Source organism: Mesorhizobium sp. M0293 (assembly GCF_040321735.1).
In the GTDB taxonomy this organism is placed as follows: domain Bacteria; phylum Pseudomonadota; class Alphaproteobacteria; order Rhizobiales; family Rhizobiaceae; genus Mesorhizobium.
In genome coordinates this window covers 1-11,283 of record NZ_JAMYSA010000157.1, presented here as the reverse complement: position 1 = coordinate 11,283, position 11,283 = coordinate 1, and the positions used below count along the sequence as shown (strand labels likewise).

The 11,283-nt window shown below is 62.8% G+C and carries 20 protein-coding genes; 10 read left to right on the top strand and 10 right to left on the bottom strand.

Annotated features, from left to right (window positions below; genetic code table 11):
* Positions 1-223 precede the first annotated feature (223 nt).
* The 3 genes from NKJ06_RS32115 to NKJ06_RS32105 are packed head-to-tail and all read right to left on the bottom strand — an operon-like array spanning position 224 to position 1,643.
* Positions 224-577 carry an SDR family NAD(P)-dependent oxidoreductase gene (locus NKJ06_RS32115; RefSeq protein ID WP_352636151.1) on the bottom strand — a complete coding sequence of 118 codons (354 nt, stop codon included), beginning with the start codon at positions 575-577 and terminating at the stop codon, positions 224-226.
* A complete protein-coding gene (locus tag NKJ06_RS32110) occupies positions 504-854 on the bottom strand; it encodes a hypothetical protein (protein ID WP_352636149.1) in 351 nt (116 codons plus the stop codon). The genes NKJ06_RS32115 and NKJ06_RS32110 overlap by 74 nt, the downstream gene beginning before the upstream one ends.
* Positions 855-872: 18 nt before the next feature.
* A complete protein-coding gene (locus NKJ06_RS32105) occupies positions 873-1,643 on the bottom strand; it encodes an NIPSNAP family protein (protein ID WP_352636147.1) in 771 nt (256 codons plus the stop codon).
* Positions 1,644-1,737: 94 nt separating this feature from the next.
* Here NKJ06_RS32105 and NKJ06_RS32100 point away from each other — a divergent pair, with 94 nt between their 5' ends.
* Entirely contained in the window at positions 1,738-2,418 is a 681-nt protein-coding gene (locus tag NKJ06_RS32100; RefSeq protein WP_352636145.1) for a TetR/AcrR family transcriptional regulator, read from the top strand.
* A gap of 219 nt (positions 2,419-2,637) precedes the next feature.
* Complete coding sequence (locus NKJ06_RS32095) at positions 2,638-3,771, top strand: metallophosphoesterase (RefSeq protein ID WP_352636143.1); 1,134 nt, start codon at positions 2,638-2,640, stop codon at positions 3,769-3,771.
* 56 nt (positions 3,772-3,827) lie between these two features.
* On the opposite strand, the gene NKJ06_RS32090 is transcribed toward NKJ06_RS32095, so the two are convergent.
* A complete protein-coding gene (locus NKJ06_RS32090; RefSeq protein WP_352636141.1) occupies positions 3,828-4,016 on the bottom strand; it encodes a CsbD family protein in 189 nt (62 codons plus the stop codon).
* Between the two features lie 189 nt (positions 4,017-4,205).
* Between NKJ06_RS32090 and NKJ06_RS32085 the strand changes: the two genes are divergently transcribed.
* A complete protein-coding gene (locus NKJ06_RS32085) occupies positions 4,206-4,859 on the top strand; it encodes a glutathione S-transferase family protein (RefSeq protein WP_352636139.1) in 654 nt (217 codons plus the stop codon).
* A 178-nt stretch (positions 4,860-5,037) separates the two neighbouring features.
* Here NKJ06_RS32085 and NKJ06_RS32080 read toward each other — a convergent pair whose 3' ends face one another.
* A complete protein-coding gene (locus NKJ06_RS32080) occupies positions 5,038-5,370 on the bottom strand; it encodes a hypothetical protein (RefSeq protein WP_352636137.1) in 333 nt (110 codons plus the stop codon).
* A gap of 14 nt (positions 5,371-5,384) precedes the next feature.
* Between NKJ06_RS32080 and NKJ06_RS32075 the strand changes: the two genes are divergently transcribed.
* The 6 genes from NKJ06_RS32075 (at position 5,385) to NKJ06_RS32050 (ending at position 7,857) form a co-directional block, all read left to right on the top strand.
* Positions 5,385-5,594, top strand: a complete 210-nt coding sequence (locus tag NKJ06_RS32075) for a cold-shock protein (protein ID WP_010915421.1) — start codon at positions 5,385-5,387, stop codon at positions 5,592-5,594.
* Between the two features lie 366 nt (positions 5,595-5,960).
* The gene (locus tag NKJ06_RS32070; protein WP_352636153.1) at positions 5,961-6,191 is read left to right on the top strand and encodes a hypothetical protein; all 231 of its coding nucleotides are present in this window, start codon (positions 5,961-5,963) and stop codon (positions 6,189-6,191) included.
* On the top strand, positions 6,191-6,598 hold the full coding sequence (locus NKJ06_RS32065) for a hypothetical protein (RefSeq protein WP_352636135.1): 408 nt from the start codon (positions 6,191-6,193) through the stop codon (positions 6,596-6,598). Before NKJ06_RS32070 ends, NKJ06_RS32065 begins: the two co-directional genes overlap by 1 nt.
* 1 nt (position 6,599) lies before the next feature.
* Positions 6,600-6,764, top strand: coding sequence for a hypothetical protein (locus tag NKJ06_RS32060; RefSeq protein WP_352636133.1), 165 nt, complete (start codon positions 6,600-6,602; stop codon positions 6,762-6,764).
* A 4-nt stretch (positions 6,765-6,768) separates the two neighbouring features.
* On the top strand, positions 6,769-7,146 hold the full coding sequence (locus tag NKJ06_RS32055; protein WP_352636131.1) for a YkgJ family cysteine cluster protein: 378 nt from the start codon (positions 6,769-6,771) through the stop codon (positions 7,144-7,146).
* A 99-nt stretch (positions 7,147-7,245) separates the two neighbouring features.
* Positions 7,246-7,857, top strand: coding sequence for a LysE family translocator (locus NKJ06_RS32050; RefSeq protein WP_352636129.1), 612 nt, complete (start codon positions 7,246-7,248; stop codon positions 7,855-7,857).
* Positions 7,858-8,069: 212 nt separating this feature from the next.
* Here NKJ06_RS32050 and NKJ06_RS32045 read toward each other — a convergent pair whose 3' ends face one another.
* The 4 genes from NKJ06_RS32045 to NKJ06_RS32030 form a co-directional block, all read right to left on the bottom strand.
* Positions 8,070-8,348 (bottom strand): hypothetical protein, encoded by a 279-nt coding sequence (locus tag NKJ06_RS32045; RefSeq protein ID WP_352636127.1) that lies wholly within the window; start codon positions 8,346-8,348, stop codon positions 8,070-8,072.
* Between the two features lie 219 nt (positions 8,349-8,567).
* Positions 8,568-8,954 (bottom strand): nuclear transport factor 2 family protein, encoded by a 387-nt coding sequence (locus NKJ06_RS32040; RefSeq protein ID WP_352636125.1) that lies wholly within the window; start codon positions 8,952-8,954, stop codon positions 8,568-8,570.
* A gap of 17 nt (positions 8,955-8,971) precedes the next feature.
* The gene (locus NKJ06_RS32035; protein WP_352636123.1) at positions 8,972-9,412 is read right to left on the bottom strand and encodes an OsmC family protein; all 441 of its coding nucleotides are present in this window, start codon (positions 9,410-9,412) and stop codon (positions 8,972-8,974) included.
* Positions 9,413-9,445: 33 nt separating this feature from the next.
* A complete protein-coding gene (locus NKJ06_RS32030; protein ID WP_352636121.1) occupies positions 9,446-9,706 on the bottom strand; it encodes a zinc-binding dehydrogenase in 261 nt (86 codons plus the stop codon).
* A 297-nt stretch (positions 9,707-10,003) separates the two neighbouring features.
* Between NKJ06_RS32030 and NKJ06_RS32025 the strand changes: the two genes are divergently transcribed.
* Positions 10,004-10,612 (top strand): TetR/AcrR family transcriptional regulator, encoded by a 609-nt coding sequence (locus NKJ06_RS32025; RefSeq protein WP_352636119.1) that lies wholly within the window; start codon positions 10,004-10,006, stop codon positions 10,610-10,612.
* A gap of 92 nt (positions 10,613-10,704) precedes the next feature.
* Here NKJ06_RS32025 and NKJ06_RS32020 read toward each other — a convergent pair.
* Positions 10,705-11,283: TCP-1/cpn60 chaperonin family protein (locus NKJ06_RS32020; protein WP_352811998.1), on the bottom strand; the 579-nt coding region annotated here is incomplete at its 5' end.

Here is an 11,283-nt window from a genome sequence, read left to right as displayed (position 1 = left end):
AGCAAGATGCGAAGAGCCAGATGGAACAGAGACTTCCTCTTCCAGCTCTTTACTCATATGCGATAGCCCTGCCCACAAGGGGGAGATGGCCGGCAGGCCAGAGGGGGGTCGCCTCACGTGGAGCGCCAGCCTCCTCCGCGGCGATAGGAGGTCGCGTCCCGTCGAACCGACCCCTTCTGTCGCCTTTGGCGACATCTCCCCCTCAAGGGGGGAGAAAAGCAGCTCACCCCGCCGCATACCCACCGTCGATCGAAAAAATACCACCGCTGGTCCAGGCGGCCTCTTCGCTGGCCAGATAGACCGCGATGCCGGCCAGATCGTCGGGGCGGCCGATTCTGCCGAGCGGATAGCTGCGCTCGACATAGGCCTTCAGCTCCGCCTTCGCCTCGGCCGGCAAATTGTCGACTGTCTTGCGCCGCATGGCGGTGTCGACCGTGCCGGGAGCGATGGCGTTGACGCGGATGCCGCGCGGGCCAAGCTCGAAGGCCAGCGATTTTGTCGGCCTATCCCACAGTATGAACTTCGACCGCTGCCGGCGCAGGCCAGCCGAGGCCGGTTTGCGCGCCGGCGGTCGCAAGCTCCCGCAGGGCCAGCCGCCCGGCGACATAATCCTTGACCTGGCGGACCGCCTGTTCGTCTTTCGCCAGGCCGGCGAGAAAGGCTGTTGGCACGCCGGGCCGGCAGGCATGCCACCAGGCATAGAACGGATCGGCCGGCAATATCGGGTCGCGCAAGACCTGAACGCCGGCGACCAGCGGATGATCCGGAGCGAAATCGGGCTTCAACGTGCCGGCCAGGACCACCAGCCCGCCGATGAGATCCTTGTGTCGCCCGGCCCTGGTTGCGAAAGCCATCGTCAAGGCGTTTGAGGCCTAACGCCCGACCAGCGATTGCGATGTGGGTGACAGCCGCAAAATCTCCGTTGGTTTGGTCAGACCGAGCTGCGCAGCCTGCCATGCCGGCGAGGCAGCGAGGGCGGCACTGTGGCGGGCATGCGCGTCGGCGCTGTCGAAGCCGGCGACGGAAATGAAGACGTTTTCGTTTGCCCGTACCGGCAGGCGCGGAAAACTGTTTTCGGCATGCTCGGTAACAAAAGCGGCGAGCAGGTTTGCTCCAGACGCCATCATCAGGGGCGCTGTTTCAGCCTTGAAGCGGCTGGCGAAATCAGCCTCTGCACCGGGCTGCAGATGATGAATCTGGATGACAACGATGCCAGTCAGCGGCCTGTTTTGAATTGGCTTTTCGTCAATGGCCAGACTTGGCCGCTGCGCGCCCGCGAGGTCGAAGCCGGCGCCCGGCCACGCAGGCTTTAGCAGCAGCACATCGTCGGAATCGATCATTGTCGCGTTGGCCGCATGGCTGTGCGCCGCCCAGACCGGCCCGCCATAAAAGGCGGCGAGAGCATTTTTCCGCGCGACCATGCCATCGAAGCCGCGCATCCAGACGAACATGTCCGGGCGATCGAGATCCCGGAACTGGCCGATGATGGTCATGCCGGCGTCCTCCTGACCCTCGATCAGCCTGCCGTCGAAGATGTCGATGAGCGTGTCGCGCTGTCCGGGCTTCAGCGTGTACTGCCTCAATTCGACGACAGGCGAGGCGAGGACCACGGGTTTCGGCGTGGCATTCAGGGGCATGTTCATCCGACTCTCCTCAAAACAGGGTGATCATCCTGTTTATAAACAGACCGGTTGTCCTGTTTTGTCAATATGCTAGAGTCCGGCAATGTCAGCAGAGATGACCGTTCGACCAAAATCGCGCCCACGCAAACGCATCAACGATCCTGAAGGCATGCGCAAGAAAGTGCTCGATGTCGCCGAGGACGCGTTCCAGGCGCGCGGCTATCATGCCTCTAGCATCGGCGACCTGATGGCGGCGGCGGGCGTCAGCGGTGGCGCGCTGCATCACCATTTCCCGACAAAGAAGGCGCTCGCGCTGGCGGTGATCGACGAGCGCGTTGCGGCAGCGGTCGAAGAGACATGGATCGCGCCGGTGCTGGCGGCGGCGTCAGCGCGCGAAGGCGTGCGCGCGGTGTTCGAGGCCGTGGCGGCGGAACTGGAGCAGCAGGGTTTCGTGCGCGGCTGCCCGCTCAACAATCTGGCGCACGAGCTGTCCCTTGCCGATCCCGATTTCCGCCTTGCCCTTGCCGGTATTTTTGCCGGGTGGCGCCAGGCGATTTCCGACAAGCTGCGAGCCGACCAGCAGGCGGGCAAGGATGAGGGCACGGATCCCGAGCGCTTTGCCGCGCTGGCGGTCGCCGCCTATTCCGGCGCGATGTCGATGGCCAAGACGGCGCAGGATGCGAGCCTGCTGCGGGATTGTCTGGCGGGGCTGGAGTGCAGCGCGCCGTCGCCATCGCAGGGCGGATTGGCGGCCAGGCGACGCCGCAGGGTACTGCTGCGACCGAAAACCCTTTGATGTCACAGCGATAACGCGCCGCTTTGACTTGGCGCCCCGGCTCTAGCTGCTGCGCCGGCGGCTTTCATCTCATAGCCTTCGGAACTTGCGCCTGCGTCGCCGCCTCGGCAGCCTGGTTCCTGAAGGGTAGAAATGCCAGATCCATGGCACCATGTCGATGGCACGGCGGCAAGGAGAGGCGCTGGACGGCCGGCCGCTCTCCATGCTGAAATTCACCTCATGATGAATCGCCGTTCGCCTGGATTGTTTTCCCGACGCAGCCTGCTGAAGCAGATGGCAGGATTTGCCGTGGCCGGCGCATTGTCGCGCCCGGCATTCAGCCAGACCGGCCAGCGCGTCCAGTCCATCGACGCCACCTTCCTGTTCATCGCCGATGTCCATGCCTGCCGCATGGCGAGTGGCTTGAGCCCCAACTGCCTGCAGGAAGGCAAGACCGACGCTGCGCTGCTGCGCAATGTTGCGGCGCTGAATGCCCTCGAGGACAAGGATTGGCCGACCGAAATCAATGGCGTCGCCACCGGCCTTCGCTCGGCGGGCAGCCGCATCGGCGCGCCGCTCGGCCTCGTTGTCGGTGGGGACATCACCGACGACGGCGGCGGGCAGATCACCCAGCCGAGCGAGGGCACCCAGCTGCTCCAGTTCAGCCAGCGCTACCAGCAGGGCGTCGGCCCCGATCGCGTGCACATGCCCGTCTATGTCGGGCTCGGCAACCATGATCTCGACCAGAACGGGCCGCCGCACCATGTCGACTGGTACCGGCGCGAATTGCGCGACTATGTCGAGGTCAATCATCGCGCCGGCGTCTTCTTCAAGCCGCCGGTGCCGGCCACCGACTATGATATCGACACCGACTGCTATTCCTGGGACTGGGGCGGCCTGCATCTGATCCAGACGCATCGTTTCACCGGCGATACCGGCCACGGCGCCGACTCCAGCCTGCCATGGCTGAAGCAGGATCTGGCGACCTATGCGGCGGATGGCCGCCCGGTCATCCTGTTCCAGCACTATGGCTGGGACACTTTTTCGATAGAACGCTGGGATGCCGCCAAAAGGCACTACGACGATGACGGTACCGGTGCACCGCACTGGTGGGGCGAGGCCGACCGGCAGGCGCTGCTGGCGGCGCTCAAGGGCTACAATGTCGTCGGCATTTTCCATGGCCACCAGCATGATACGCCGCTGGTCTATCGCAGGGATGGGCTCGATCTGTTCAAGCCGAAGGCTGCCTATATGGGAGGTTTCGCGCTGGCCAGGGTAACCAGCGACGGCATGGACGTGGTGCTGGGCGAGGCTACCGGTGATCATGGCGAGGTCGCCTTCACCAATGCTTTCAGCAAGGGCTGGAGCACATGAAAAGGGCGGCTCTCGCGACCGCCTTCCCGACAAACAGAGCGTTTCTCGATGTCGGATCAGAGCGCCTTCTTGACCTTGTCCTTCACATCGCCATAGGCCTTCTGCACCTTGCCGGCGATCTTGTCGGCCGTGCCTTCAGCCTGGGTCCGCCTGTTGCCGGTTGCCTTGCCGGCGGCTTCCTTGACCAAGCCCTTGACCTGCTTGGCAACGCCGGCGACCTGATCCTTGTTCACCATTTTCCGCATCTCCTGGGAGTTTCGAATTCGGAGGAACCATCCGCGGGAGGCTAACGAGCCGGCGTCGGTTAGGTTCCAGGCGTCGCCCGGGCAGCAGATCAGGTCGCGCTGCCGCCTCCTGAGGCAAGTTTGGCGAGTTAGGCTGTGACCAAGCGCCGACCAAAGGGATTGCAGGTGATCGTGCGTTGGGGGAGAAAAATGGCTGAATTCACGCTCTTCATCGGCAACAAATGCTTTTCCTCATGGTCGCTACGGCCATGGGTGGCAATGAGGCATCTGGAAATCCCGTTCGAGGAGGGTTTCGTGCGGCTGCGCACGCCTGAGACCTTTGCCAATCTGGCGAAAGTATCGCCGACCGGCCAGGTGCCGGTCTTGAATCACAATGGCAAAATCGTCTGGGAAACCCTTGCCATCCTTGAATATCTGGCTGACCTGTTTCCGGACAAAAATCTCTGGCCGGCCGACATCGATGCTCGTGCGCTGGCGCGCTCGGTGGCGACCGAGATGCATTCCGGCTTTCGCGAGGTCCGCTATGGCTGGCCGATGAATTTGCGTAGGCCGAAGGGCCACAATCCGCTCGACGCCGAAGGCGAGGCGCAACGCGAGCGCATCGAGGCGTTGTGGCGCGAGTGCCGGGAAAAATACGGCAAGGGCGGTCCGTTCCTGTTTGGCCATTTCACCGCCGCTGACGCCATGTATGCACCGGTCGTCACCCGTTTCGACACCTATGGCGGCACGCTGGCGCCCGATACGCGAGCCTATGTCGACGCTGTGCTTTCCACGCCGGCGATGCGTGATTGGTATGCCGAAGCGGCCAGGGAGACATGGCCCGAGCCTGGCCCGGACGAATGAGGGCCTGGAGCGTGAGGGACATTCCGGCTGTCGCGTCACTCGTTGTCCGGCGTGCCGTCCGGCCCTGGCAAGAGCCCGCCGCGGATGAGCGTGGTGTTGTGAGCGCCAAAATAAAACGCCCCTCGCGCTTGTTATTACGCGGGGGGCGTCTTTGCCATCAGCCGTTCTTCGATTGCTCTCATGAACTGCCGACGACAGCTAATAAATGCACCTTTGCGCAGATGGTTCCCGGATGCGCAAAAATTTTTTGATGCCGCAGATTCTTTCGAGTTGGCGGCAGCAGGCGCTGCCCTGGCGTTCCTGTCCGCCCGTCATGCCGGCGGTTTGCCGCAGGCATGGTCCATGCAGATTTGACAGCTCGCCAAAAGAAGCCTACAAGCATTTCGTCGATATTTGTTTGACTGACTTTTGTTATCCGCGCTTTCGAGCGCGCCTTTGACGAACTTCCCACATCAAAAATCGGGACAAACGACGTCGTGCATCCGCATGACGTCGAACGAATATTTGCCATGGAAAGGGTTCGTCATGAGCACCGGCACAGTTAAATGGTTCAACGCCACCAAAGGTTTTGGTTTTATTCAGCCTGACGACGGCTCGGCCGACGTTTTTGTCCACATCTCGGCCGTAGAGCGCGCCGGTATGCGCGACATCGTCGAGGGCCAGAAGCTCGGCTACGAGATGGTCCGCGACAACAAGTCGGGCAAGATGTCCGCCGACCAGTTGAAGGCGGCCTGAAAACAGAATTCAGCGCTCCCGGTGGCCACGGATGTACTGGCACCGGTGAGTGGCGAATTCGGGCGTATGGCGGTGGAGACCTGAGTTTCCGCGGTATGTCATGCGCATGAGAAGGGCGTTCCCGTGCATCCCCCGTGCATCCTTTTGGATGTCACCTGGTTGCGCGGCGCCTTTTACGGAAGGTCAGGCGGTGCCTGGCCTTTTTCATTTTGCGGGTCTAGCCGCCGAAAGTGCGCTGCGCGTCGGCCTGGACGTGCTAAGGGACGCTCCAGCAACTTGAATACGCTGCCGTATTGCTTTGTGCGTGCCTCCGACCGAAGTCTCGGTCCTGGAGTATCGGCACAGGCTCCTGACAGGAGAAAGATTTTGACCACCACCAGTTCAAAGACAGCCGTCGATCAGGCCGTATCGCTGTTCAGCAAGACGCAAACCCAGTCGATGTCGCTTAACCGCATCAATTCCGAGCGCGACGCCGTCAGCGAGGCGCGAGAAGCCAAGACCGCGCGCCTGCGCGAATTGCGCCTGGAAAAGGAAGCCGACGAGCTGGCAGCGGCCGCAGCGCTCGCCGCTTTGCCGAAACGGGCCGGAAGACGCTAATGGCCACCAAGCGCGTGCCTCCGAAACTGATCGCCGCCGACTCGACCATCGCCGACGTGGTCGATGGCCTCAACAAACCGGTCGAATATGTGCGCCGGGTGCTGGAAAAGCTGGAGCGCTGCAAACGCGCCCACGGCGATGCACAGGTGCGTCTCGGCGTGCGCGGTCGCGCCGAATGCCCGAACTATTTGATCGAATATGTCCGCGAAGACGCCAAGACCCATGAGCGGGTGACGTATCAGGATGCAGCCTATAGCGGCAGCACCCATCGCGAACTGGCGCCGCATCACATCGAAGCGGTGAAAAACTGGTCGCCCGAGGAAATGAACATCACGGCGGTTTCGGCGCTGATCGGCCGCCTGCGCAATCCGCGCGCACCATCATCGCGTTTCGCCGACGAGGACTGACATGGCCATAAAATTCTCCGCCAAGGACCAGCCGGCAGCTCCGGCCGCCGCCGCGAAACCGGCCAAGCCGGTCGCCGCGCCGAAAGCCGGCAGCGGCGCCGAGACCTCGACCGATCTCTTCAAGTCGCCGACGGATTCGCCCAAGGGCAAGACAAAGAAGAAATAGCGCCTTGCCGCAAGACGCCGATCGCAATCCTGCTGCAGCAGGGCTGTCTGCCCTGGTGGCCGCTGCAAGCCTTTTGTCGCAACGCGGCACCGCTGCTCTGTTCGACTGCCAGAGCTGCGGTGCCTGCTGTTCCTACTCGGCCGAGTGGCCGCGCTTTTCCACCGAGGACGACGCGCAGCTCGACCGCATCCCGGAAAAATATGTAGCGGCCAATCTGTCCGGCATGCGTTGCGAGGGCGTGCGCTGCTCGGCGCTGTGTGGCGAGATCGGCAAGTCGACCGCTTGCGGCATCTATGACGTCCGCCCGGATGTCTGCCGTGCCTGCATGCCTGGTGACGACGATTGCCTGATGGCGCGCCGGGCACACGGATTGCCGGTGTAACGGCCAATCTCTCACAAGGGGGAGATTAAGCTCACCGCCGCTTGTGCGCCATTGTCCGTCCCGATATCTTCCGCGCGGGGCAGGGCAGCGGAGGATTTCATGAGCATCGAATTTCTGTTGACGTCGCTGATCGTCGTGGCTTCGCCCGGCACCGGCGTTCTCTACACGCTGAGCGCCGGCCTTTCGCGCGGCGCGCGGGCCTCGATCATCGCCGCCTTCGGCTGCACGCTCGGCATCATCCCGCATATGGCCGCCGCTATCACCGGCCTTGCGGCGCTGCTGCACACCAGTGCGCTCGCCTTCGAGACGCTGAAATATCTCGGCGTCGCCTACCTGCTCTACATGGCCTGGAACACGCTGAAGGAAAAGGGTGGCCTGAGCGTCGAACAGGATGTGACGCCGCGCTCGACCGGCAAGGTGATTGCCACTGGCATCCTCGTCAACGTGCTCAACCCAAAACTGTCGATCTTCTTCTTCGCCTTCCTGCCGCAATTCGTCAGCACCACCGAGCCCAACGCGCTGTCGAAGATGCTGGAGCTCAGCTCCGTCTTCATGCTTTTGACCTTTGTGGTTTTCGTCGGCTACGGCATCTTTGCAGCCTCGATCCGCAGCCATGTCGTGTCGCGGCCAATGGTGCTGACCTGGATGCGCCGAACCTTCGCCGGCGCCTTCGTCATGCTCGGTGCAAAGCTGGCGCTCGCCGACCGGTAGAAACCGGCTCGCGGGTCCTGTCGTCTCTGCGCAAAATCCCTGCCCAGACGGCCAGAAGGTGAGCCTAAAGCGTGTCGCGTCTGAACGGATTCAGGCGACCCGCTTTAGGTCTTTGTTTTTATGCATGTCGTTCTCCCAAAACCGAGATCACTTTTGGGCGACATGCATTAAGGGCCCGCCTTCATCTGCTCTTCAACCTCGGGCGGGGACAATCACTTGTTGGCGCCGCCGAGAGCCTTCAGTTTTTCGCAGAACGGTGCGTATGGTTTGCTCATCGCGGCGTCCTGGCATTCCTTCATCATCATGGCCTGATCGTCCTTGGACATCGCTGCCCAAGCGGCCTTCATTTCATCGTCGGATTTCATCGTCTTCATGCTAGAATCGGTGAAGAACGGTTCCATCATCTTGGGCGAGTCGAGCGCCCCGGCAAGCGCCGTGCCGCTGAAGACAGCCAATGCGAGTGCTCCAAGGCAGGCGGTTCTGATGTTCATCACACGAGTCCTCCCTAATGGTCTTCTCGATCGTCGAATGGCGGTCGTGCTGGATTCTAGCACAGGCTGAAATGTCTTAGGAGTAACTCATATGGCTGTGGTCGGGCGTCCTCGTGCGCCAATTGGATTAGCGGAGGCTTGCCGACGCATGGCGCCGACCTGTTGCGCCGCACCTTCGGTGCCAAGCTTGCGCTGGCGGATCGGTAGCGCCTGCCGGCGCTACCCCTTCACATAACCCTTGGCCTCGACGATGCGGCCGGCCGCCACACGCATCAAATTGACGCCACGCAGCGAGTTGCCGTCTGCCATGCAGTAGCGCCAGCTGATCGTCGCCCGGTCGCCAGCGACGAAGGTTTCTTCGAGGTCGAAGCGCGTGCCGGGTCCGGTCGCGATCGCCGACCACAGTTCGATGCAGGCGGCCTTGCCGGCGTGGCGGGCACCGTCCGGCGCCGGCGTAGTGTTCTCGATCACGCAGTCTTCCGCCACCAGTCCGTCCAGCGCCGACGGGTCGTGGCGCTGGAACACGTCGTTGAAGCGACGCATGATCTCGGCCGTTTCGGCGGAGCGCCGAGCCGTGGCGTGGTCGATGATGACTTCCTGTGTCATTGCATTGCTCCTTCCTTTCAATGATCGGTCGCGACGAGTTCGGCCTTGAGCGCGATGTTTGCCACGCCGGCCAGCGCGCGCGAGACAAGGCATGCTGTTTTCGCCGTCTCTGCGAGTTTCTGGAATTCAACCGGGGCAAGGCCCGGAATCTCGGCTTGCGTCTCAATCTCGATGCGGGTGATCGTCGGCCCGGCGGCGGTTGCGCCGAGATGCACCTTGGCGATGGTGCGGATGCCTGTCGGGATATGACCGGCTGTGCCCAGTATGGCACTCAGGGCCATCGAGAAGCAGCCGGCATGCGCTGCGGCGATCAGCTCTTCCGGGTTGGTGCCCGGACCGTTCTCGAAACGCGACGGGAAGGAGTAGGCGCCTTCGAAGACGCCGCTGCCAAGCCTCAGCCTGCCCGAGCCCCCTTTCAGCGTCCCTTGCCACTCGGCCGATGCTTCACGAATTGTCATTGTCGTTCTCCCTTGGTTTGAGGAATCGATGGGTCAGGCGCCGTCGACGACCACCTTCCCGAAGACGTCGCCCTGCTGGAAATAGCGGTAGGCATCGCCGGCCTCGGTGAAGGCAAAGACCTTGTCGATGACGGGCCGCAGGCGGTGCTGCGAGACAGCGCGCAGCATGGCTTCGAGATTGGTTCGGTTGCCGACGAAGAGGCGGCTGATGGTGGCGAGGCTGCGCTGGTAGAGTGCCGCCGGCAGCTGAATCGATCCGCCTTTCGCATCCTGCAGCGATGGCGACGACTTCACCGGCCCCGTCGCTCAACGGAACGACGCCTTGACGCGGCTGCAGCGGATAGGTGCCGTTGAGGATCATCGTGTCGCGCCGGTTGAGTGAGGTGGCGCGAACGCGCACCACGACCTCATGCGGTTTTGGCTCGGGCCGCGCCTCATCGCGCATCACCAGGCATTCGGTTCCGCCGAATCCTTCAAGTCGATAGGTTTGCATTCGGGTGCCTCGAATATATAGACTGATCTACATATTATGTAGACCGATTGTCATATTCGACGCAAGGCCTATAATGCTCGCTGCTGACAGAGGTTGACATGGCGAACGACACCCGTACCCGCATACTCGAGACGACGGGGCTGCTGCTGCGGCAACGTGGCTACCATGGCACCTCGCTCAACGACATATTGAGCGCCAGCGGCGCGCCACGCGGTTCGCTCTACTTCCATTTTCCCGGTGGTAAGGACCAGCTTGTCATCGAAGTGACGCGCGCCAGCGTTGCCGACGTGACGGAAAGGCTGGGCGAAGCGCTGGCTACCGAAAAGGATCCAGCGGTGGCCGTCCATCATATCTACCAGTCGGTGGGGCGCATGCTGGAGGACAACCAGTTTTCGCTCGGATGTCCGATCGCGCCTGTCGTGCTGGATGCGCCGACCGACGTGCCGGAACTGGCGGATTTGTGCCGCTCGGCCTTCGAACAGTGGATAGGCCTGCTGCGGGACGCCTTCGTCAGGGCAGGGGTGCCCGAGCGCCGCGCGCATGCTTTGGCGCTGCTGGTCGAATCGTCGCTGGAAGGGCTGATGGTGATCGCCCGCGCCACCCGCGACCGCGCCCCGCTGCAGGCGGTGGCCGACGAGGTCGCGGCGCTGATCGAAGCCGCGGTGCTGGCTGGCGAGGTACGGCAGCGAGCGGATGCCGCCATCTAGATTGGCCTCCAAGCTTGAGCCGTTCGACCTCAAAAACAAAAAGGGCGCCTTTCGGCGCCCTTTCCGTAGCTGAAAGCTGATGGAAGCGTGGATTAGAAATCCATGCCGCCCATGCCGCCCATGCCGCCGCCGCCCATGCCGCCAGGCATGCCGCCGCCAGCCGACTCCTTCTTCGGAGCCTCCGCGATCATGGCTTCGGTGGTGACGAGCAGGCCGGCGACCGAGGCCGCGTCCTGGAGAGCGGTACGAACGACCTTGACCGGATCGACGATACCCATGGCGATCATGTCGCCATATTCGCCGGTCTGGGCGTTGTAGCCGAAGGTCGCGCCCTTGTTCTCAAGGATCTTGCCGGCAACGATCGATGCTTCCGCACCGGCGTTGGCCGCGATCTGGCGGGCCGGAGCCTGCAGCGCACGACGAACGATGTTGATGCCGGCGGCCTGGTCGGCATTGACGCCAGTGGCCTTGATGTTGGCCGAAGCGCGCAGCAGGGCTACGCCACCGCCAGCAACGATGCCTTCTTCGACGGCCGCGCGGGTCGCGTTGAGGGCGTCATCGACGCGGTCCTTCTTTTCCTTGACTTCGACTTCCGTCGCACCGCCGACGCGGATCACCGCAACGCCGCCCGCGAGCTTCGCGAGACGTTCCTGCAGCTTCTCCTTGTCGTA